The organism is Kyrpidia tusciae DSM 2912 (genome assembly GCF_000092905.1).
Lineage (GTDB): Bacteria > Bacillota > Bacilli > Kyrpidiales > Kyrpidiaceae > Kyrpidia > Kyrpidia tusciae.
The window spans coordinates 100,310-122,101 of record NC_014098.1 but is presented as its reverse complement, the minus strand read 5'-3'; the positions used below and the strand labels follow the sequence as shown (position 1 = coordinate 122,101).

18 protein-coding genes and 3 rRNA genes are annotated in these 21,792 nt (G+C 57.3%); 1 reads left to right on the top strand and 20 read right to left on the bottom strand.

Going from position 1 to position 21,792, the window contains the following annotated elements; all coding sequences use genetic code 11:
• Positions 1 to 29: 29 nt before the first annotated feature.
• The 4 genes from BTUS_RS00650 to BTUS_RS00635 all read right to left on the bottom strand — a co-directional run bounded on the left by BTUS_RS00650 (position 30) and on the right by BTUS_RS00635 (position 4,633).
• Complete coding sequence (locus BTUS_RS00650; protein WP_013074194.1) at positions 30 to 2,474, bottom strand: ATP-dependent Clp protease ATP-binding subunit; 2,445 nt, start codon at positions 2,472 to 2,474, stop codon at positions 30 to 32.
• Positions 2,475 to 2,576: 102 nt separating this feature from the next.
• Positions 2,577 to 3,644, bottom strand: coding sequence for a protein arginine kinase (locus BTUS_RS00645; protein WP_013074193.1), 1,068 nt, complete (start codon positions 3,642 to 3,644; stop codon positions 2,577 to 2,579).
• An 18-nt stretch (positions 3,645 to 3,662) separates the two neighbouring features.
• A complete protein-coding gene (locus tag BTUS_RS00640) occupies positions 3,663 to 4,166 on the bottom strand; it encodes a UvrB/UvrC motif-containing protein (protein ID WP_013074192.1) in 504 nt (167 codons plus the stop codon).
• 5 nt (positions 4,167 to 4,171) lie between these two features.
• Positions 4,172 to 4,633 carry a CtsR family transcriptional regulator gene (locus BTUS_RS00635; protein WP_013074191.1) on the bottom strand — a complete coding sequence of 154 codons (462 nt, stop codon included), beginning with the start codon at positions 4,631 to 4,633 and terminating at the stop codon, positions 4,172 to 4,174.
• Between the two features lie 256 nt (positions 4,634 to 4,889).
• Between BTUS_RS00635 and BTUS_RS00630 the strand changes: the two genes are divergently transcribed.
• Complete coding sequence (locus BTUS_RS00630; RefSeq protein WP_013074190.1) at positions 4,890 to 5,468, top strand: TetR/AcrR family transcriptional regulator; 579 nt, start codon at positions 4,890 to 4,892, stop codon at positions 5,466 to 5,468.
• Between the two features lie 81 nt (positions 5,469 to 5,549).
• Here the strand turns inward: BTUS_RS00630 and BTUS_RS00625 are convergent, their stop codons facing one another.
• The 16 genes from BTUS_RS00625 to folB all read right to left on the bottom strand — a co-directional run bounded on the left by BTUS_RS00625 (position 5,550) and on the right by folB (position 21,791).
• Positions 5,550 to 6,272 carry an amino acid ABC transporter ATP-binding protein gene (locus BTUS_RS00625; RefSeq protein ID WP_013074189.1) on the bottom strand — a complete coding sequence of 241 codons (723 nt, stop codon included), beginning with the start codon at positions 6,270 to 6,272 and terminating at the stop codon, positions 5,550 to 5,552.
• On the bottom strand, positions 6,259 to 6,933 hold the full coding sequence (locus BTUS_RS00620; RefSeq protein WP_013074188.1) for an amino acid ABC transporter permease: 675 nt from the start codon (positions 6,931 to 6,933) through the stop codon (positions 6,259 to 6,261). Before BTUS_RS00620 ends, BTUS_RS00625 begins: the two co-directional genes overlap by 14 nt.
• 122 nt (positions 6,934 to 7,055) lie before the next feature.
• Positions 7,056 to 7,853, bottom strand: coding sequence for a basic amino acid ABC transporter substrate-binding protein (locus BTUS_RS00615; protein ID WP_013074187.1), 798 nt, complete (start codon positions 7,851 to 7,853; stop codon positions 7,056 to 7,058).
• A gap of 158 nt (positions 7,854 to 8,011) precedes the next feature.
• Positions 8,012 to 8,128, bottom strand: a 5S ribosomal RNA gene (gene rrf, locus BTUS_RS00610).
• A 34-nt stretch (positions 8,129 to 8,162) separates the two neighbouring features.
• A 23S ribosomal RNA gene (locus BTUS_RS00605) occupies positions 8,163 to 11,121 on the bottom strand.
• Positions 11,122 to 11,224: 103 nt separating this feature from the next.
• A 16S ribosomal RNA gene (locus tag BTUS_RS00600) occupies positions 11,225 to 12,764 on the bottom strand.
• Together the 16S, 23S and 5S rRNA genes form the textbook arrangement of a ribosomal RNA operon.
• A gap of 443 nt (positions 12,765 to 13,207) precedes the next feature.
• Positions 13,208 to 14,623, bottom strand: coding sequence for a transposase family protein (locus BTUS_RS00595; protein ID WP_013074186.1), 1,416 nt, complete (start codon positions 14,621 to 14,623; stop codon positions 13,208 to 13,210).
• Positions 14,620 to 15,528: a Druantia anti-phage system protein DruA gene (locus tag BTUS_RS00590; RefSeq protein ID WP_013074185.1), complete on the bottom strand. Its 909-nt coding sequence runs from the start codon at positions 15,526 to 15,528 to the stop codon at positions 14,620 to 14,622. Before BTUS_RS00590 ends, BTUS_RS00595 begins: the two co-directional genes overlap by 4 nt.
• A 380-nt stretch (positions 15,529 to 15,908) precedes the next feature.
• Positions 15,909 to 16,400 (bottom strand): PaaI family thioesterase, encoded by a 492-nt coding sequence (locus tag BTUS_RS00585; protein ID WP_052300502.1) that lies wholly within the window; start codon positions 16,398 to 16,400, stop codon positions 15,909 to 15,911.
• A 31-nt stretch (positions 16,401 to 16,431) separates the two neighbouring features.
• Positions 16,432 to 17,916 (bottom strand): lysine--tRNA ligase, encoded by a 1,485-nt coding sequence (gene lysS, locus BTUS_RS00580; protein ID WP_041304581.1) that lies wholly within the window; start codon positions 17,914 to 17,916, stop codon positions 16,432 to 16,434.
• An 85-nt stretch (positions 17,917 to 18,001) separates the two neighbouring features.
• A complete protein-coding gene (greA, locus tag BTUS_RS00575) occupies positions 18,002 to 18,478 on the bottom strand; it encodes a transcription elongation factor GreA (protein WP_013074181.1) in 477 nt (158 codons plus the stop codon).
• 241 nt (positions 18,479 to 18,719) lie between these two features.
• Positions 18,720 to 19,667 carry a quinate 5-dehydrogenase gene (locus tag BTUS_RS00570; protein ID WP_218917977.1) on the bottom strand — a complete coding sequence of 316 codons (948 nt, stop codon included), beginning with the start codon at positions 19,665 to 19,667 and terminating at the stop codon, positions 18,720 to 18,722.
• Between the two features lie 73 nt (positions 19,668 to 19,740).
• Entirely contained in the window at positions 19,741 to 20,736 is a 996-nt protein-coding gene (gene dusB, locus BTUS_RS00565) for a tRNA dihydrouridine synthase DusB (protein WP_013074179.1), read from the bottom strand.
• Positions 20,733 to 20,957 carry a helix-turn-helix domain-containing protein gene (locus tag BTUS_RS00560; RefSeq protein ID WP_013074178.1) on the bottom strand — a complete coding sequence of 75 codons (225 nt, stop codon included), beginning with the start codon at positions 20,955 to 20,957 and terminating at the stop codon, positions 20,733 to 20,735. The genes dusB and BTUS_RS00560 overlap by 4 nt, the downstream gene beginning before the upstream one ends.
• Positions 20,912 to 21,451 carry a 2-amino-4-hydroxy-6-hydroxymethyldihydropteridine diphosphokinase gene (folK, locus tag BTUS_RS00555; protein ID WP_013074177.1) on the bottom strand — a complete coding sequence of 180 codons (540 nt, stop codon included), beginning with the start codon at positions 21,449 to 21,451 and terminating at the stop codon, positions 20,912 to 20,914. The genes BTUS_RS00560 and folK overlap by 46 nt, the downstream gene beginning before the upstream one ends.
• Positions 21,426 to 21,791, bottom strand: coding sequence for a dihydroneopterin aldolase (folB, locus tag BTUS_RS00550; protein ID WP_013074176.1), 366 nt, complete (start codon positions 21,789 to 21,791; stop codon positions 21,426 to 21,428). Before folB ends, folK begins: the two co-directional genes overlap by 26 nt.
• Position 21,792: the final 1 nt, after the last annotated feature.

Here is a 21,792-nt window from a genome sequence, read left to right as displayed (position 1 = left end):
GGCCCAACCGGGGATCCCACGGCCAGACATCACACTGTGCGCGCAGACGACGGCTCAAGTTTTCGTACGGTCAAAGCGCCATCTTGGAAGTCGATCCTGACCCGGTCGCCCTTCACGATGGTGCCGTTCAGCAGCGCTTCCGAAAGTCGGTCTTCGATATGCCGCTGAATCGCCCGTTTGAGCGGCCGCGCCCCATAGGTGGGATCGAACCCTTCTTTTGCCAGGAATGCCTTGGCGTCGTCCGTGAGTTCGAAATCGATATCGTGATCTCGCAACCGCTTCCGCAGATCATCCACCATGAGGTCGACAATGCGCATAATGTCTTGCTGGGTCAGGGCGTGGAAGACGATCACCTCGTCGATTCGATTGAGGAACTCCGGCCGGAACTGGCGCTTCAATTCCTCCATCACTTTATTTTTCATATCCTTATAGGCGTCTTCTTCCTCCGAACGGGCGGCGAATCCGAGAGGGCCACCCCGCCGGATGCTCTGGGCCCCGACGTTGGAAGTCATGATGATCACCGTGTTTCGGAAATCCACGGTCCGCCCTTTGCCATCAGTCAGGCGCCCATCGTCCAAAACCTGCAACAGGATGTTAAACACCTCGGGATGCGCCTTTTCGATCTCATCCAACAAAACCACCGAGTAGGGTTTGCGCCGGATCTTTTCGGTAAGTTGCCCACCCTCTTCATATCCCACGTAACCGGGAGGCGCCCCAATCAACCGCGAAGTCGTGTGGCGCTCCATATACTCGGACATGTCGATGCGGACGACGGCATTCTCATCGCCGAACATCGCTTCGGCCAGAGCCCGGGCCAGCTCCGTTTTCCCGACCCCGGTAGGGCCAAGGAAGATAAAAGAACCAATGGGCCGTTTCGGATCTTTCAACCCAGCCCTCGCCCGGCGAATCGCCCGGGACACGGCTTCCACCGCTTCATCCTGGCCGATCACCCGCTTGTGCAGGATCTCTTCCATGTGCAACAGCCGCTCGGACTCCTCTTCGGCCAGTTTCTTCACGGGAATACCGGTCCAACTGGAGACGATCTCCGCAATATCCTCCTCAATGACCACCGAATCCTTGGAGGCTTGCTTCTGTTGCCATTCTTGCTTCCGTTTCTCGAGTTCTTCCCGCAGCCGTTGCTCTTTATCCCGCAAGGCGGCCGCCTTTTCGAATTCCTGGCTCTGGACCGCGGCTTCTTTCTCCTTGCGCACCTCTTCCAGCTGCTCCTCGAGCTCTTTCAGATTCGGCGGTGCCGTATGGGTCCGGAGCCGCACCCTGGAGGCCGCTTCGTCGATCAGGTCGATGGCCTTGTCCGGAAGGTAACGATCGCTGATATAACGATCGGACAGGCGAACCGCTGCTTCGAGGGCCTCGTCACTGATCTTTACCCGATGATGGGCTTCATACCGATCTCGAAGGCCGTGAAGAATCTGGATAGCTTCCTCCGGCGTCGGTTGATCCACCATGATCGGTTGGAACCGCCGTTCCAAGGCCGCGTCTTTCTCAATGTGTTTTCGATACTCATCCAGTGTCGTGGCGCCGATACATTGCAATTCGCCTCGAGCCAAAGCCGGTTTCAAGATATTGGACGCATCAATGGCCCCTTCCGCCCCACCGGCGCCGATGAGGGTGTGCAGCTCATCAATGAACAGGATCACGTTTCCAGCTTGGCGAATCTCATCCATGATCTTTTTCAGGCGATCTTCAAATTCCCCCCGGTACTTCGTCCCGGCCACCACCGTTCCCATGTCCAGAACCATAACCCGCTTGTTGCGGAGTGTCTCGGGAATCTCGTTGGCGACAATGCGTTGGGCCAGACCTTCGGCGATGGCCGTTTTGCCGACTCCCGGCTCACCGATGAGCACCGGATTGTTCTTCGTGCGCCGGGACAGTACCTGAATGACCCGCTCGATCTCCTTATTGCGCCCAATCACCGGGTCGAGTTTGCCATCCCTCGCCATCTGGGTCAAATCCCGGGCGAGGCTGTCCAAGGTCGGCGTATTGGCAGACTGCTGATTCTCCTGATTCGTTTCCGCCGAATCCCCGCCGAGCAACTGAATGACTTGCTGCCGGGCCTTGGGAAGGCTCACCCCGAGGTTGTTGAGCACCCGGGCGGCCACACCCTCGCCCTCGCGAATCAAGCCCAGCAGAATATGCTCGGTCCCGACATAGTTGTGCCCCAGCTTCCGAGCCTCGTCGATAGAGAGCTCAATCACTTTCTTCGCCCGGGGAGTATAGGTCATGGCCGCTCCTTGCCCCGGGCCCCGACCGATGATCTTCTCCACTTCCCGCTGAATCTTCTCGCTGCTCAGCCCCAAACTCATCAGGGCTTTAGCTGCGATTCCGTCCCCTTCCCGGACGAGACCCAGGAGGATATGTTCGGTCCCAATTCCCGAATGCCCGAGGCGACTCGCCTCTTCATGCGCCAGGGCCAAGACTTTTTGTGCCCGCTCGGTGAAACGTCCAAACATCATTCGTCAACACCCCCATCGTCTTGTGTATGTCCTGTCCTATACCGACTAACCGCATGATGCGGGGTACAAATTCCTTTTCAGATCACGTCGTGACACCGCCCTTCAGGCGGACAGCGCGCGCAGCCGCTCTCGAATCAAGGCCGCCCGGTGCACGTCGCGTTCTTGAGGAGAAAGTTCCCGGCCTTCATAAGTCTGCAGAAGGGCCGGTCGGGTTAACACCATCAGCTCTTTCAAAATCCCTTTCGGCACCCCGGTAATGATGCCGAGATCGATCCCCAAACGGACATCCGACAATCGTTGCATCGTTTCTTTCGAATCGAGGCGCCTGGCGTACCGCAGGACGCCGTAGGACCGACCGATGCGGTCTTCTAACTCAGGCCTGTTTTGCTCTAGCAGCAATTGTCTGGCCCGCCGTTCGTGTTCGATCAGCTGTCGGGTTACCCCGTACAGATTGTGAACGATCTCCTCTTCCGACTGTCCTAAAGTAATTTGATTCGACACTTGAAAGAGATTTCCTACTGCTTCCGTCCCTTCCCCATAAATCCCCCGCACAGCGAGTCCCACTTGGGAGATGGCGTGGAGGACCCGGCGAATCTGATCGGTCATCACCAGAGCGGGCAAATGCATCATCACTGAGGCCCGCATTCCCGTCCCGACGTTCGTGGGGCAGGCAGTCAGATATCCTCTTTTTTCATCATATGCCCAATCGAGCGTCGCTTCCAGCGCATCGTCCACCCGACTGGCCAGGTCCCAGGCAGGTTTGAGTTGTAGCCCGGGGAAAAGGCATTGGATGCGCAAATGGTCCTCTTCGCCCACCATAATACTGATGGTTTCATCGTCCCGAAGCACGACGGCACTCCGCCCGGGGTGTTCCACGAGGTCCGGACTGATGAGATGTTTTTCCATCAACACCTCTCGGTCTAACTCATGAACTCGATTCATCGGCAACATCTCAAAGTGACCCAAGGCCTGGACCGACGGATGGCGCAGGGCCCGGTTCACCCGCTCCAAAACCTCATCCATCTGCCCCTCGGTGGCCAACATGGGGAAGGGAAGGTTAGCCAGATTCCGAGCCAGCCTGACCCTCGTACTCATTACCATCTCATCTTCAGGACCGTCGGCCCGCATCCAATAGCTGGATGTCCGATGGACAAAATCCTCCAATGACACCCCACATCCCCCCTCGGTTCACCCGCCGAGCTGTTGCTCAAGAGCCCGGATTTGATCCCGTAGGCGAGCCGCTTCTTCGAATTGTTCCAAGCGAACCTTTTCCTGCAACTGCTCCTTCAGATGCTCCAGTTCCCGCCGCACCCGCAGCTTCCCGCCCCCGCGGCGCGGAACCTTGCCGGTGTGAGTGGTGCTGCCGTGGATACGACGGAGCATTGGGTCCAAGACTGGATCAAAGGCCTGGTAACAGTTCGGACAACCGAAACGGCTCACCTGGGTGAACTGCTGATAAGTCAAGCCGCAAGTCGGGCAACGAAGAGTCTGAACCTGGGGAACCCCAGGGGCCGCCTCCCCGCTAAAAAAGCTCCCGAGTAGGTTAGGAAAAGAAAACGCCCCGGGGACAAACTTCAACTCCCCCGATTCGTTGGCACAAATCTCGCACAGGTGTCGTTCCGATTTCTGGCCGTTTACAATCTTCGTCATGTGCACCGTGGCCGGCCGTTTGCCACATTGTTGACAAATCACGATCCTCACCCTCTCAGAAGCTCCACCAGCATCGCTCGAAGCAATCTGGCGCGCAATTGATCGCGATAGGGAATCGGTCCCCGCAGCACGTCCCGGCACACGGCGGCGTGCAACAGGCGCACCTCCCGTTCCGTCACGAACCCATCTTCAAACAGGTGATCGATAATATCGTGGGCCTCTCGTTGTGTCACTTCCTCGCCAATGAGGCGAATGAGCTCGTCGTGAATGGGCCGGTCCTGGCCGAATTCCAGCTTTCGAATGCGGATATAGCCGCCTCCACCTCGTTTGGATTCGACAATGTAACCGCGTTCCACCGTAAACCGTGTGCTGATGACGTAGTTAATCTGAGAAGGAACGCAATTGAACTGTTCGGCGAGTTCTCCTCGCTGGATCTCTACGACGCCATCACGGCTCTGTTGAAGGATCGATTTTAGATGTTGCTCGATCAGATCTGTGATATTACGCATCGACCCTCCCCCTTCAGAGTCGCCCTATGGAGGCGTTTGACTTTGACTAACTTTGACCTTCGCCCCCATTATAACCTTTTCTTGACGGATGATGCAAGAGGGCGGCGAAAATTTTTTATCCACCCTGTTTCTTTTCTAGTATGGGTTGTATACTTCAAGATATCCGTCCGATCAGCGGCACATCATGCCCCTTGCAAGAAGTGGGATTTTTGATTACACTGGGGCAAAACGAACGATTGGTAGGGGAGATCCAACCATGGCGGGGAATAAGTACGAAGAAATCGCTGCAGCGGCCATCCAGCTGTTTGAACAGAAGGGGTATCATGCCACATCAGTTCAGGACATCGCCGATGCGGTAGGGCTTCAAAAGGGCAGTCTTTACCACTACATCGCGAGCAAGGAAGAGCTACTCCTCAAGATCACCCACCAAGCCATCAACGGATTCGTGCGCAGGCTGGAGGAGATCATTGACACGAACCTGCCCGTGGAAGAGCGTTTCCGCCAAGGAATCCGTACGCACATGCAGTATATCACCCAGTACCTTTCCATGTCCACAGTGCTTCTCCGGGAAGCTTTTTCCCTCGGGGAACCTCATAACGAGGTCATTCGAGATCTGACCGATCGCTACCTGAACCTCTGGACCCAGATCATCAATGAAGGGGTAGCGGCAGGAGTTTTCTCCGTAAAGGACAGCCGAATTGCAGCCCTCACCATCCTGGGCTCGTGCAACTGGGTGTACCGATGGTTTAAAGAAGAAGGAAAATACACCGCCGAAGAGATTGCAGATCAGATGGCGAATCTGTTTTTAGACGGCCTCAAAAAGGGAAGGACGTAACGGGTAGCGGCGGCTGGGGAGCGCACCAGAATGGTCCCCGGGCTGGCAAACACACCCAGCCCGCGGATATTGGAATACTGGTCACAGCACCTTGGACAAAAAAGCCCGAGTTCGCTCTTGTTGAGGATGGTCGAACACATCCGCGGGAGTGCCTTCCTCCACAACATAGCCGCCATCCATGAATAACACTCGATCGCCCACTTCCCTGGCAAACCCCATCTCATGAGTGACCACCACCATGGTCATACCATCCCTGGCCAGGTCTTTCATGACGGCGAGGACTTCCCCGACCATTTCCGGATCGAGAGCGGAAGTGGGCTCATCAAACAGCATTACCTTGGGTTTCATGGCCAAAGCCCTGGCGATGGCCACCCGCTGTTGCTGTCCGCCCGACAACTGGTCCGGCATTGCGTTGGCCTTTTCTGGAATACCGACCTTACGAAGAAGTTCCTCGGCTAATTCTGTGGCCTCCGCCTTTGATTTCCCCAGAACTTTGATCGGGCCGATGGTGATGTTATCCATCACGCTCAAATGATGAAACAGGTTAAAGCGTTGGAACACCATGCCGACTTGTTTTCGAATCTCGATCAGGTCCGCTTTATGGCCCGTCAACTCGTGGCCAGCGATGACAATGTGGCCGGAGGAAGGTTTTTCTAGACCATTGAGACAGCGCAGGAACGTGCTTTTTCCTGAACCCGATGGTCCGATGATGACCACAACCTCTTGAGCCGCCACTTCCACGGAAATGTCCTGCAAAACCACGTGCTCCCCAAACTGTTTGCGAAGATTTTTAACGCTGATCAACCTGCAGCCTCCTCTCCAGGTACTGCGAAAGCTTGGTCAGCAGGAGAATAACTATAAGGTACAATACCGCCACCGCCGTCCAGAACTGTAGAGCAAAATAAGTGGTAACGATGACAATTTGTGCGGCTCGAACGAGCTCCGTGATGGAAATGACCGACAACAGAGACGTATCTTTGATCGTTTGAATAAACTGGTTGACAAGAGGCGGAATCATTCGTTTGAACGCCTGGGGCAAAATGATATATCGCATTTTTTGGTACGACGTCATGCCAATGCTCTCTGCCGCCTCCCACTGGCCTTTGTCGACGGATAATATGCCCGCCCGGATAATCTCGGTGATATAAGCGCCTTCATTCAGCGCCAACGCTGCTGCCCCGGCCAGTACCGTGTAAAACTCCCCAAACCACTGGTGCAGGGGGAGGACCTGGGGCAGGCCGAAATAAATGAAAAAGATTTGGACCAGGAGCGGAGTGCCCCGGAAAATATCAACGTATACTGTCCCCAAGGCGCGAAGAATGCGACTGCCCGAGAGACGAAATAGAGCGAAGATCAAGCCGAGAACTGTCCCGAGAACCACGGCGTACAAGGAGTACTCCAGGGTATAACCCAGTCCCTTGATCAGCATGGAGGAATTCTGAAATACCGATTGCCAGGCTTCCATGTTTCCCCTCCTTACAGATTCTAGCCGGCGGAACCAACCCCTGGGGAACATGAATCGGCCGTCAGAACCCGCCGGAGCGATCCTGACGGCCGCCAATTCCATGTCAAGTGAAGATTTACCTCTCAGTGTTTAATCTTGCCATTGGGTTCGTCACCAAAATACTGTTGATACAGTTTGTCATAAGTGCCGTCGGCCATCACCTGTTTCAGACCGTCATTGATTTTCTGAAGCAGGTCTGGTGCGTTCTTCCGCACAGCAATCCCGTAGTCCTCACCGGTCAACAGCGGGCCTACGATCTTTACGTTATCGTGACCCGTCCTGATATAGTTCAGATTAACGGGGTTGTCGAATACGACAGCATCTGCCCCGCCGTTCTGCAGTTCACTGTAGGCGTCGCTGATGTTGGTAAACCGTTTCACATTGACACCGGGTTTCTTGCTAAACATCAGATCCGCAGTGGTACCGAGTTTTACGGCAACAGTCTTCCCGGTGAGATCATCGGGGACGTTAATTGTGGTATTATCCTTTTTCACGAGGATAGACAGCCCGGAATGATAGTAAGGGTCCGAGAAATTCACAGACTTCTTGCGGTCGTCCGTAATGGTGATACCGGCGACGGCCACGTCGATATCCCCGGTCTGCAGGGCGGGAATGAGCCCCTGGAAGTCCATCGTCTTCAGGTCGACTTGCATATTCTCCTTCTGCGCAATGGCTTTGATTAAATCGATATCAAAACCGGTAACCTGGCCATTTTTCTCCGTTTCAAAAGGCGGAAAGGTCGTATCTGCCCCCACGTGCAATGTGACCGGCTGGGTTTGCCCACTCTGACCACTGTTCGAAGGCGTTGACGATCCAGTACCGCAACCGGCCAGGGTTAGACCCAACACAAGAGCCCCGAGTCCAAGAGCAAGTCTTCTCATGCAACTGACCCCCTTTATTTTAAATATCTGTGTCCGGTAGGTAATTATAACATATAGACGCTCGGTGTACAGTGGGAGCCCATGGCAGTCGCCTTCGATGGACGGCGTGCATATACCAAAGCCCCGCAGGTGGTTACCTGCGGGGCTTGCGGGAACGCGCCCGGCAACGTCCTACTCTCCCAGGGCCCGGCGGCCCAAGTACCATCGGCGCTGGAGGACTTCACTTCTGTGTTCGGGATGGGCACAGGTGTTTCCCCTCCGCTCTCGTCACCCGACCCTCGTTCCCTCAAAACCGAAAAGCCACCACAGCTCAAGAAAGCCTCGACCGATTCGTATCCGTCCGCTCCACGCCTCGCGGCGCTTCCACGCCGGACCGATCTACCTCGTCTTCTCCAAGGGGTCTTACCACCTTACGGTGTGGGAAACCTCATCTTGAGGCGGGCTTCGCGCTTAGATGCATTCAGCGCTTCTCCCTCCCCGACTTGGCTACCCAGCGGTGCGCCTGGCGGCACAACTGGAACACCAGCGGTCGGTCCATCCCGGTCCTCTCGTACTAAGGACAGCCCCTCTCAAGTTTCCTCCGCCCGCGGCAGATAGGGACCGAACTGTCTCACGACGTTCTGAACCCAGCTCGCGTACCGCTTTCATGGGCGAACAGCCCAACCCTTGGGACCGACTTCAGCCCCAGGATGCGATGAGCCGACATCGAGGTGCCAAACCTCCCCGTCGATGTGGACTCTTGGGGGAGATCAGCCTGTTATCCCCGGGGTAGCTTTTATCCGTTGAGCGACGGCCCTTCCACTCAGTGCCGCCGGATCACTAAGCCCGACTTTCGTCCCTGCTCGAGACGTCCCTCTCGCAGTCAAGCTCCCTTGTGCCTTTGCACTCGCCGCGCGATGTCCATCCGCGCTGAGGGAACCTTTGGGCGCCTCCGTTACCTTTTGGGAGGCGACCGCCCCAGTCAAACTGCCCACCTGACACTGTCCCCCGACCGGTTCACGGCCGCAGGTTAGAAGATCAATCCGCCAAGGGTGGTATCCCAACGTCGGCTCCCCCCGGGCTGGCGCCCGGAGTTCTCCGCCTCCCACCTATCCTGTACATGACCGACCCATCTCCCATATCAGGCTACAGTCAAGCTCCACGGGGTCTTTCCGTCTAGCCGCGGGTACCCTGCATCTTCACAGGGACTACAATTTCACCGGGTCTCTCGTTGAGACAGCGCCCAAGTCGTTACGCCTTTCGTGCGGGTCGGAACTTACCCGACAAGGAATTTCGCTACCTTAGGACCGTTATAGTTACGGCCGCCGTTTACTGGGGCTTCGGTTCAGGGCTCTCACCCTTCCCCTTAACCTTCCAGCACCGGGCAGGCGTCAGCCCCTATACTTCGCCTTCCGGCTTCGCAGAGACCTGTGTTTTTGCTAAACAGTCGCTTGGGCCTCTCCTCTGCGGCTCCCTCGGGCTCCCTCCCCACCGGCCCATGGCTTTCGCCCAGGCCGGTGGGGACCCCTCACCCTACCGGAGCGCCCCTTCTCCCGAAGTTACGGGGCCATTTTGCCGAGTTCCTTAACGAGAGTTCTCCCGGTCGCCTTCGGATCCTCTCCGTGCCAACCTGTGTCGGTTTCCGGTACGGGCACCCAGGTCCTCGCTAGAGGCTTTTCTCGCCAGTGTGAACCCAGGGACTTCGGTACTCATCCTTCCCTCCCCGTCACGGCTCAGGCTTTCCGCCACGCGGATTTCCCTGCGTGACCCCCTCGCCGCTTGGACGGCCTCCTCCAGCCGGCCGCTCCCCTGTCCTCCTGTGTCCCCCCTTCGCTCAAACGGACCTCGGTGGTACGGGATTCTCCACCCGTTGCCCTTCGCCTACGCCTTTCGGCCTCGGCTTAGGTCCCGACTAACCCTGGGCGGACGAACCTTCCCCAGGAACCCTTCGGCTTTCGGCGGACAGGATTCTCACCTGTCTTTCGTTACTCATACCGGCATTCTCACTTCCCGCACGTCCACACGCCCTCCCGGTCGTGCTTCCCCCACGCGGGAACGCTCCCCTACCACAGTCTCCTGTCCGAGGCTTCGGTCGCGGGTTTGAGCCCCGTTTCATTTTCGGCGCAGCCGCACTCGACCAGTGAGCTATTACGCACTCTTTCAATGATGGCTGCTTCTAAGCCAACATCCTGGTTGTCTTCGCACGGCCACTTCCTTTCCCACTTAACCCGCCCTTGGGGACCTTAGCCGTCGGTCTGGGCTGTTTCCCTCTCGACCGCGGATCTTATCACTCGCAGTCTCACTGCACGGCATCCGACGACGGCATTCGGAGTTCGACTCGGCTCGGTAACCCTCGCGGGCCCCTCCCCCAATCGGTGCTCTACCGCCCCCGCCTTCACCGCCGCACGCTCGCCCTCAAGCGATTTCGGGGAGAACCAGCTATCTCCGGGTTCGATTGGCATTTCACCCCTACCCCCAACTCATCCTATGGTTTTTCAACACCAACAGGTTCGGGCCTCCATGGCGTTTCACCGCCACTTCACCCTGGTCAGGGGTAGATCACCCGGTTTCGGGTCTGCCGCATGAAACTCTCGCCCTCTTCAGACGCGCTTTCGCTTCGGCTCCGGCCCTGAAGGCCTTAACCTCGCTTCATACGGCCGCTCGCCGGTTCATTCTACAAAAGGCACGCCGTCAGGCTTAACGTCGCCCTCCGACTGCTTGTCGGCACACGGTTTCAGGTCCTCTTTCACTCCCCTCCCGGGGTGCTTTTCACCTTTCCCTCACGGTACTCTCCGCTATCGGTCGCTGGGGAGTATTTAGCCTTGGGAGGTGGTCCTCCCGGATTCAAGCGGGATTCCTCGTGCCCCGCCCTACTCGGGGTCCGCCCCGGAGCCCGGTCGGTTTCGGATACGGGGCTCTCACCCTCTCCGGCGGGCCTTCCCAGACCCTTCTCCTACCCACCCGGTTTCTCACTCCCTACGGGACGCCCCTCGACCCCGGCCCCCTAAAAGACCGGTTTAGGCTTCTCCCCGTTCGCTCGCCGCTACTTGGGGAATCGCGGTTGCTTTCTTCTCCTCGGGGTACTGAGATGTTTCAGTTCCCCCGGTCTGCCCTCGACGACCTATGCATTCAGCCGCCGATGCCGCCTCTCCCAGACGGCGGGTTCCCCCATTCGGACATCCCCGGATCCCAGCCTGCTTACGGCTCCCCGGGGCGTTTCGGCGTTCGCCCCGTCCTTCTTCGGCTCCCAGCGCCTAGGCATCCACCGTGCGCCTTTCCTACTTTCTCTCGCTGCGTGGCTTTTCAGTTCTCAAGGAACAAGAGAGAGCCTCGCTCCCTCAGAATCAAACAGTACGCCCACCCCAACCCCTTCGCCTTGCCTTGCTCCCTAGAAAGGAGGTGATCCAGCCGCACCTTCCGATACGGCTACCTTGTTACGACTTCACCCCAATCATCGACCCCACCTTCGGCGGCTGGCCCCTTCCGGTTGCCCCACCGACTTCGGGTGTTGCCGACTCTCGTGGTGTGACGGGCGGTGTGTACAAGGCCCGGGAACGGATTCACCGCGGCATGCTGATCCGCGATTACTAGCGATTCCGCCTTCATGCAGGCGAGTTGCAGCCTGCAATCCGAACCACGAGCGGCTTTCAGGGATTCGCTCCAGGTCGCCCCTTCGCCCCCCGTTGTACCGCCCATTGTAGCACGTGTGTAGCCCAGGACATATGGGGCATGATGATTTGACGTCATCCCCGCCTTCCTCCGGCTCCTCGCCGGCAGTCCCCTGTGAGTGCCCACCCAGGGTGCTGGCAACACAGAGCAAGGGTTGCGCTCGTTGCGGGACTTAACCCAACATCTCACGACACGAGCTGACGACAACCATGCACCACCTGTCTCCTCTGTCCCAAACGGGAACCCCCCATCTCTGAAGGTGTCAGAGGGATGTCAAGCCCTGGTAAGGTTCTTCGCGTTGCTTCGAATTAAACCACATGCTCCACCGCTTGTGCGGGCCCCCGTCAATTCCTTTGAGTTTCAGCCTTGCGGCCGTACTCCCCAGGCGGAGTGCTTATTGGGTTTCCTTCGGCACGGATGGGCATCCCCACCCACACCTAGCACTCATCGTTTACGGCGTGGACTACCAGGGTATCTAATCCTGTTCGCTCCCCACGCTTTCGCGCCTCAGCGTCAGGCGTCGTCCAGCAAGGCGCCTTCGCCACCGGTATTCCTCCTGATCTCTACGCATTTCACCGCTACACCAGGAATTCCCCTTGCCTCTCCGACCCTCAAGCCATGCCGTATCCGTGGCCCCTCAGCGGTTGAGCCGCTGCCTTTCACCTCGGACGTGCATCGCCGCCTGCGCGCCCTTTACGCCCAGTGATTCCGGACAACGCTCGCCCCCTACGTCTTACCGCGGCTGCTGGCACGTAGTTTGCCGGGGCTTCCTCCTTGGGTACCGTCCCTCACCGGGTCCCCCCGGTGCCCTCGTCCCCAAAGCCAGAGGTTTACAACCCGAAGGCCTTCGTCCCTCACGCGGCGTCGCTCCGTCAGGCTTTCGCCCATTGCGGAAGATTCCCTACTGCTGCCTCCCGTAGGAGTCTGGGCCGTGTCTCAGTCCCAGTGTGGCCGCCCACCCTCTCAGGCCGGCTACGCATCGTCGCCTTGGTGAGCCGTTACCCCACCAACCAGCTAATGCGACGCGGGCCCACCCGACAGCGGGTTTCCCCTTTCCCGCCAAGAGCATGCGCCCCTGGCGCCTATCCGGAATTAGCGCCCGTTTCCAGGCGTTGTCCCGGTCTGCCGGACAGGTTGCCCACGCGTTCCTCACCCGTCCGCCGCTGATCTCCCCGGGGCAAGCCCCGGGGAGACCCGCTCGACTTGCATGTATTAGGCACGCCGCCAGCGTTCGTCCTGAGCCAGGATCAAACTCTCCGTGAAAAGATTCATCCGGGCTTGAAGTGGCGTACTGTTTGATTCTCAAGGATCGAGGTGCCGCTTGAAGCGGCGACAAGAGATACTTTATCAAATCCCGGCCGACGATGCAACCGGTAGTTCGTGGAAACGCCCGCGACGTCTGCCGCGCATCGCTCCATCCACCAGCTCTCTAGGTACAACCACCCTTGAGAGCATTACTTATTATATCACTCCGGTCCTTTCGTGACAAGGGCCCGCAATCACTCACAGTGCTGACGCATGAACCGGTGTAGAAAAAATTCGGAGGCAGCTGAGGCGGCCCCGGACTCTGAATCCCTTCTGCCTGTAGGGTGTCCCTGTAAAGGAGAATCGCCCTGAATGACGGGAAAATCTATTTCTGTTGATTATTGGATCCCCAGAGGTTACAGCTCCCCTCCCCCACAGAACGATGTTGCAAGATATTCCTGTTAAAACGCCATCGTCAGCCGCGGAGGACCTTGGCAACGCGCCAGCAGCCAGTCCCGATCCATCCACCCCTGCGTCCAGCTTTCGTACAGAAACTTCAACGTCCCGCTAAAGCCCAGTTCCCGCACTTTCTTCATCAGCCCTTCGGTATGCAAGGCCATGACGTTCACCAGATGGCCGAGGTGCATCAGCACGTGCCAGTTTCGCATCGCCGTCCAGTCGGTGGAGTACAGGTGCTCATACTCGTATCCCCGGTGCTTCTCCGTCAGGATCTGTTCCTCAATGTCCCATCGGTGGCGTGCCGCACGATTGCAGCGGTTCACCACATTTTGTGCCGTCAGCGGCTGCCCGGACACCCACGCCCAATGCGCCTCCTGCTGCTTCCCCCCCTCTTCCCAAAACTCTGTACATCCCACGACATGCACCTTAAGCCGACGGTGCGCCCCGGAAGCCTCCCTGAAATCATAGTCGATCTGATTGATCCACCAAAAGATTTGCTCGCGATTGCCCCACCGGTGTCTCCGCTCGTTGGGTTCGATCTTTCTCAAGCCTTTGACCTCTTCCCACACACTGGGCAAACAGCTTTGGGGCAGGACAAACATAAAGTCCAGATGCAGATCCCGACACAGCGCCATCATCGGCCCGTTGGGGTACAGCCCGTCGGCCACCACCAAGATCCGCAATTTGGGAAACATCTTGCGCAGGCGGGTCAGCAGCCGTTTGCAGGCCTTCAGTTCACTGTCTTGCTTCTCGAACTCCTGCTGCTCAGCCGCATTCTCGCAAAACTCCGTGAGAAACGGGAGGACCACCCCTTGAGGGCTGACAAGGCTAGCCTCCAGGGCATAGGCCATGGACGAGACCTGGTTCTCCCCGTGCCGACGATGCAAAGCCTCCGAGGCCCAGGGCTGCCCCCGACTCGCCTTTTGGGTGCCGTCTATGGCGATCACGTATTGCTTCTCGACCAACAGCGCCTTCAGTCGTCCCGACCGCAGAAGGCGCTTCACCGTCGCCGTCATCACCTCCTCGAGCTCCCCCGGATTGATCCGTTCCAAGATCCGCTGCACCGTGTCCATATGCGGGATGGTTTCCACCTCCGGAAAGATCTCCCGAAAGTGTTCCCAAAACGTTGGACGCGTCAGTTCCCGATTGGCTCTTCTGCGGGAGGCATACTGAAAGATAAACATAAACAGCCCAAACGTCAGAAGCACAGTCAGTTTGTGCCGAATGCTCCCCGGACGTCGGGGGTCGGCAATCCGTGAAAACTTCTCCATCAAGCCCGGCAACAACGCTCGCCAAACCGGCAACTGGGCTTCCACGGCCGTTTGCCGGTCCGCTCGCTCCTCCTCGCTGTTTCGATACGAGCTTTTCCGATTCGGAAGGGTCCAGGGGTGAATCGACTCGGGATTCCGAAGCGTCATCTCGATTCCCCCCACTCGTCTTCCACAAGCTGTGGAAAGGGTTCGACCAACCGCTTCCGCCAGTCCCGCACCAGCGGATAGACCCAGATCGATTTCACGGACGTTCCATACTCGAAGAATCGATCCTGTCTTCCTCGTCCCGCCGTCTTCCCGATCTCGATCCAGTTGGCCGCTCGGTAGCAAGTTCCTGGATATTGGGGTTCGATAAACGTCTCCAAAAGAACCGGTTCAAACCCATAGCGCGCCTTCCAATCCGCTCGAATCCGCCGGGCCGCCAACGCAAGCGCATGACTGGCCAGATGGGGAATCTGTACACCCGGCAGAATCAGAAACCGATTGTTGTTCACGATTCGTGGGCGATACCGCCTGCGCTGCTCCGCCGCCCATCCGATCCACTGATCCCGTGCAGCCAGGGCCTTCGCCGCAGCCCCAAACAACATCGCCCCCACAATGACCGGTCCGTTTGGTCCCTGTGCCCGGATCCAGTACTGGATGCGGGCCCCGATCCCACGAAGGTACCCCAACGGGTGATACGCCGCCATGGTCGCGTTCCAGTCTGCCCGTTCTTCCGGACGGACCGGCTCCACGATGACCGGAAGGACATCCCGCAGGCACGCCTGAAGCTGGGTTTGTACCACCCCCCCTCTTCGTTCCCGGCACCCTCGGGGACCCTGGGCTCGCAAGGGCGGAAGAGTAATCACTCCTTTTTGCTCGAGTTTTAGAAGCAGCTTGTGGCAGGCTTCGACTTTCAGCCGGCCATTCGGGGACTTCCACGGCAGATTCTCACACAAGGTCGCCGCGATTTCCTCTCGACTCAAGCGGGAAAACCGCTGGACCGTGTTTCGAATCAATTCCAGGTCCGCCTCGCGAAACTCTCGGTCGCCAATCCAAAAGGGTACGTCCATCTGAGACTCACCTCTCGACATCATCTCCAAGGTTATCATCTCAGATGGGCTCAGAACTGTCCAGTCGTATTTGCAATCAAATTTTCTTGAGACGCGCTCTGAAGTCAAGCGTCCCAAGGGCTTCCCGGTTCATGCGTCAGCACTGAATCACTCAGTTAAAATCTTACCGAAAGGAGGTTGGCTCACTTCATGAAGAAACCTTACCGAAGGGATCGCGGTGCGGATGTCCATGCAGAGTCGGCGAGAGTACTTCGGCACCATGTGCGGGACATCGTCGGTTACAACCGATACGACACGCCGGAGCAGGCGACGTTGACACCCCGGGCGGCGGGAGACTCCGTCTGCCGGGGTCGTGTTGCAATAAACAGGCCGGCGATGCCTCATAAAGTCGCATCACCCGAGGTCGAGGATAACCCGTCGGTAATCTGGCCCTCTTTGAGCGCGTAGAACGTCCCGGTGGCTTGGATGATAATTTCCCCTTCGTCATTAAACACGTCACATCGCGTCGTGATTACCCTGCCTCCTCGATGGACAACAGACGCTTTCGCCACCAATTCCTTGCCCAAACCAGGTTGCAAATAGTTCACCGTCAGCGACAAAGTCACCGATGGCCGCCCACTTGCGTGATAGGCAGCCAGCCCCATGGCCGTATCCGCGAGTGTCGCTGTGATCCCCCCGTGAACAATCTGCAGATTATTGTATAAAAGCTCCGTGATCTTCATCCGGATTACCACAGAATCATTGGCCAAATACTCCACCTGGGGATCAAACAAGCTGCCCAAAAAGGTCGGGCGCCTTCGTGCGGCAATCTTCAGCAGCTCCGGAAACCAAGGGTTGTTCCTTGCCTCTTTTAGTAATTGTTCTTCATCCAACACCTATCCCCCCTGGAACTTTCACGGCTCATCAACGGTCCCGCATCAAGGGAAACAACAATACATCCCGAATCGACGCTTGGTCGGTCAAGAGCATGACCAGCCTGTCCACCCCGATTCCGAGGCCACCCGTGGGCGGCATTCCGTATTCCAACGCCATCACAAAGTCCTCATCCATCTCGTGAGCTTCATCGTTTCCCTTGGCGCGCTCCTCCAGTTGATCCAGGAAGCGCTTCCTCTGATCGACCGGATCGTTCAACTCCGAAAAAGCGTTGGCATGCTCCCTACCGACGATAAACAGTTCAAACCGATCCGTCAACCGAGGGTCCGCAGCACTGCGTTTAGCTAGGGGGGAGATCTCCACCGGGTATCCGTAGACGAAAGTCGGCTGTACCAAATGCTGCTCCACTTTCTGTTCAAAGCACTCATTCACAATGTGGCCGAATTCCATCCCCGGGTCGATCTTGACACCGCAGTTCTCAGCCAGCTCTCGGGCCTGTTCCGTCCCGGATACCTGGCGGAAGTCAATGCCCGTATAATGCTGAATCAAGTCCATCATAGACTCCCTTCGCCACGGTGGCGTGAGGTCGACCGCCTGGCCCTGATACTGGATCTGAGTCGTTCCCAACACCTCCCGAGCGATGGTGACGATCAGGTTCTCGGTAAGGTCCATCATATCCCTGAAATCCGCATAGGCCTGATACAACTCCATCATTGTGAACTCCGGGTTATGTTTTGTCGATATCCCCTCATTTCGGAATACCCGCCCGATCTCGTAGACCCGTTCTAAGCCGCCCACGATCAACCTCTTCAGATGCAACTCCATGGCGATCCGCATATAAAGTTCCATATTCAGTGCGTTGTGGTGGGTCACGAAAGGGCGGGCCGCCGCCCCGCCCGCCACGCTCTGCATCGTCGGAGTTTCCACTTCCAAGAAACCCTGATCGTCCAAGAATCGGCGCATCACCCGAATGATACGGCTTCGTAATACGAAAGTCTCCCGAACTTGGGGGTTGACGATCAAATCGACATAGCGATGTCGGTACCTCAATTCGACATCCTTGAGTCCGTGCCATTTCGTGGGAAGCGGTCTGAGAGACTTCGTCAACAGTTCCACCCGGTCGGCAAAAATCGTCACTTCGCCCCGATTGGTCCGCAACACTTCCCCTTCCACGCCAATGATATCGCCTAAATCGAGCATGTCGAATACTTGGTAAGCGAATTCCCCCACCCGGTCCAGGCGGACGTAAATCTGGATCTGTCCGCTCCGATCGAGGATGTGGGCAAAACTGGCTTTTCCGTGGCCGCGCTTGGTCATGATTCGGCCGGCCACCCGCACATGAAGTCCTTCTTGTTCCAATTCCTCCTTTGACCGATCTCCTGCAAAATGCAGCACCTGGGCCGCGGTATGCGTAGGCACCCACCGATGTCCAAAGGGTTCTACACCCATCTCCTGGAGTTTCTCGACTTTTTCAAGCCGTACCTGCATCAGGTGGTCGATCTCCTGGGAGGACAACTCCTCACTCGTTTCTTCCGTTAACCCGGGCCTTCGGCGCCCATCTTGATCCGTCATGCGCTCCTTCAACTCCTGTTAAATCGGTTCACTTCTTAATCTGTAAAATTTCATATTGGAGCACGCCGTCCGGCACCTCCACATTGACGACTTCGCCCACCCGCCGCCCAAGCAGCGCCCGGCCCACGGGAGATTCGTTGGAGATCCGGTTTTCTACCGGATCCGATTCCGCAGAGCCGACGATGGTGTATTCCACCACCTCACCAAACTCGAGATCCTTAAGGGAAACGGTCGACCCAATGCTCACCACATCGGTATCCACATCACTATCCTTAATGATCCGCGCGTTGCGCAGCATTTTCTCTAAGGTAATGATACGCCCTTCTACAAAGGCTTGTTCATTCTTTGCGTCTTCGTATTCCGAGTTTTCACTGATATCCCCGTAGCTGATAGCCGTTTTTATGCGTTCAGCCACCTCACGGCGTTTTACCGATTTAAGATATTCCAATTCTTCTTCCAGCTTCTGCAACCCCCCAGGGGTTAGCAGCACTTCTTTTTCCGACATACAGGTCGCTCCTTCTCCACGCGGAATGAAAAATCCCTTATGCTCTCCCAGTCGACGTGTATAGCATCGTATGACAAGAACGAAGGCTTTATTCAATCTTACAAGAACGGCGCTGTTGTGCCATTATACCGTATCACGCCTCAATGAGCTAGAAAGCACCGTCAACACATGGGAGGTTGACAGTGCTTGCAGGGCACTCGGTCGACCGCGCCCCTATTATACGAACGAAATGTTTAGATCGTCAATCAACGCCCGCCCCCCAGCAAGTAATCCTCGGACGTACTCCCAGCCGCTCCAACCAGTAGTGGTAGAAAGACTCATCCGGGTACAGGTTGCGCCCAGACCCGAGCAGTGCAGGAGGTTCCCCCGCCAAGGCGACAAAAACAGCCTCCAGCACATTCGTGCCAAACGAGCGCCCTTCCCATTCAGGTGTGGTGGTGATGAGCCCTCCCGCGCCCCGCCGACGCAACAATTGCTCATCTTCCCGGGTCACCGTATTCGTAAGGATCCAAACACCTTCCAGCCTTTCGGGCAGATGCCGGCGTATATAATGAAAATCCCCGGCGATCACGTCCGCCCTCCGATACACTCGGCGGTACTTAGGGCGAATCTGCTCCTGCCGCTGCCCGGTGGGATACAGCCAGTGAATCGGCAGTTGTGTAACAACGGGACCGAGGACGTGGCCCATTCGGTTCAGCGTTTGAAGAGAATGCAGCGGCACAGGGATACCGAGGCCGAACATGAGGTCTCCAAACGTCACCCGGCACCCCTCAGCGACCAGGGTTTCAGCCATACCAAAACGGTCCACCGCACTCACGAGAAGAACATTCTTCCGGCGCAGTGCGACCTGCGGATCTTCCGCCAGCTGACGGACCACCCGGCGTTCTAACGTGTGTTTTAGACCACTGCCATCCACAACTGGCGTGTTGTGAGCCAAGCGCGCCAGCCGCTCGGCTTGCCGGAACACATACCGTCTTCCGCCGACGTACAGATAACGGTCGATCCCTCCCAGCCCGATGGCAGCCGCTCGTCCATCCCATTCCCGAATGGCAGCCATGGCACGGCGGACATCCCCATCAGTACCGATTCGTTCAATGACCAACATCTGGCCGTCCCATTCCATGATCACGCGGTGATTCCGTCGAGACGAGCCCAGACTCACACTGACAACATGTCTCAGGGTGGTCACCCCTTCCCATCAGAGGAAGGTTTGTTCAATCTGACCGCCCTAGTATGTACCGGGCCGGGCAGCGGCATACCCGTCAGCCGACCCGGCGGGTCAATCGTTCGGCATATCCTTCTAACAAACTCCTCATCTGCTCTTCGGTTTCTGCCTCGTTTAACTGCTGACGCATCAATGCCGCGTCCGGCAGCCCCTTGATATACCAGCCAGCATGCTTTCTCATTTCGCGGACGCCGATCCAAGGCCCCTTTTCTGCCACCAGCAACTCCAGATGTCGAAGACACACTCGAATCCTTTCATCGACGCCTGGTGGGGGAAGCTTCTGCCCCTTCTTGAGATAATGCACCGTTTCTCGGAAAATCCAGGGATTGCCCAGAGCGCCCCGGCCGATCATGACACCGTCGCATCCAGTTTCTTGCAGCATTTGCACGGCCGCTTCCGGGGTGGATACGTCTCCATTGCCGATAACAGGAATTCGCACCGCCTCTTTGACCTGCCGAATGATCGACCAATCGGCGTGACCGCTATACATCTGTTTAGCCGTTCGCCCGTGAACCGTGACAGCTTTTGCACCGGCTTCCTCCACAGCCAGGGCAACCTCCACCGCGTTGACGTGGTCGTCATCCCAACCTTTACGGAATTTCACCGTTACTGGCTTGTCCACCGTCTGCACCACCGCTCGTACGATTCGAGCGGCATAGTCCGGATCCCGGGCCAACGCCGCGCCGGAACCGTTCTTATAAATCTTCAACACCGGACAACCCATGTTAATATCGATCACATCCGCGTTGGTGGCGGTCCCCACAGTTTCGGCGGCCCGCACCATAGAATCCAGGTCACTCCCCACCAACTGGAGGCTCACGGGATGCTCGTCCGGCAAAATATGGAGCATGCGCAACGTTTTCGCATTCGCATTCACGATCCCTTTAGTTGCCACCATTTCAGCACAGACCATCCCCGCCCCCATTTCTTTCGCCAGAATGCGAAAGGCGGGATTGGAAACCCCCGCCATGGGAGCAAGAATCACATTGTTATCCAACTGCACATCGCCAATGCGGAGATCGGTTTTGATCAAACGGTATCACCTCCACCCTGGATGCCGCCGACTAACTCCTCTTCGTCGATCCCCAAGGCTTCCCCGATGGCCCGCAACACATGCGGTGACGGTGTCTTGGCCCCCCGCTCGATAGCGCCGAGGACCGCAACCGAGAGATGAATCCGATCTGCCAACTCTCGCTGGGTGAGATTCTTCAGTTTTCGAAAGGCGCGTATTCTGCTTCCCAGCCGATTTTCCACCGGCGAATCCCACCCTTCTTGCGGACCTGTTCAGCAATCTCGGCCATCGTTTGCCCGAGCACAGGGTGGCGGAGTTCGGGAGCTAACTCTGCCATGGGTACCATCACGAAAATGCGCTCGTGCATCCGGGGATGAGGAATCTGTAACTCCGGCGTGTTCACCACCAGGTTATCGAACAAAAGGATATCGATGTCAATGGTTCGGGGACCCCATCGGATTGTTCGAATCCTGCCGAGTCGGGTCTCCGTATCCCGGGCGACTTGATGAACAACTTGCACGGGTGCCGCCGTCCGCAAAAACAGACAGGCATTCAAGAACAGCGGCTGGTCTTCGACACCGACGGGATCGGTCTCATAAAGAGAGGATAGCTTTATGCGAATCGGTTCAAGGCCCCGTTGTAAACCGGCCACGGCCTGGCGGAGGTGGGTTTCCCGATCGCCAAGGTTGGCCCCGAGCCCGAAGTACACGTCATGAATCGTTTCGGAACCGTTCAATCTCCACCGCCACCCCCTGCATCGTGCCGGGAAAAGGAGGAGATGGTTTCACGAGTTTTACCCGTACGCCTTCCACCGGCCAACGCATCAACAGGGCGCCGGCGATTCGCTCGGCGACCGTCTCTAACAAGCGGCATTTTTTCCCTTCCACCGTTTCCCGGATCACCCGGTAAACCTCTGCATAATCCAGTGTATCACGAAGATCGTCAGACTGTCCCGCAGCCCGCGTAGAAAAATGTAGGTGTACGTCTGCGATAAATCTCTGCCCCAGAACCTGTTCCTCGGGGAACACGCCGTGGTAAGCGTAAAATTCCATCCCGAGCAGGCTGATTGCGTCCACT

Bases quoted from the DNA above. Each gene is read 5' to 3' on its own strand.
- BTUS_RS00635 (WP_013074191.1), bottom strand. From the start codon at position 4,633: ATGCGTAATATCACAGATCTGATCGAGCAACATCTAAAATCGATCCTT.
- BTUS_RS00630 (WP_013074190.1), top strand. From the start codon at position 4,890: ATGGCGGGGAATAAGTACGAAGAAATCGCTGCAGCGGCCATCCAGCTG.
- BTUS_RS00595 (WP_013074186.1), bottom strand. From the start codon at position 14,623: ATGACGCTTCGGAATCCCGAGTCGATTCACCCCTGGACCCTTCCGAAT.
- BTUS_RS00620 (WP_013074188.1), bottom strand. From the start codon at position 6,933: ATGGAAGCCTGGCAATCGGTATTTCAGAATTCCTCCATGCTGATCAAG.
- BTUS_RS00590 (WP_013074185.1), bottom strand. From the start codon at position 15,528: ATGGACGTACCCTTTTGGATTGGCGACCGAGAGTTTCGCGAGGCGGAC.
- BTUS_RS00650 (WP_013074194.1), bottom strand. From the start codon at position 2,474: ATGATGTTTGGACGTTTCACCGAGCGGGCACAAAAAGTCTTGGCCCTG.
- greA (WP_013074181.1), bottom strand. From the start codon at position 18,478: ATGTCGGAAAAAGAAGTGCTGCTAACCCCTGGGGGGTTGCAGAAGCTG.
- BTUS_RS00615 (WP_013074187.1), bottom strand. From the start codon at position 7,853: ATGAGAAGACTTGCTCTTGGACTCGGGGCTCTTGTGTTGGGTCTAACC.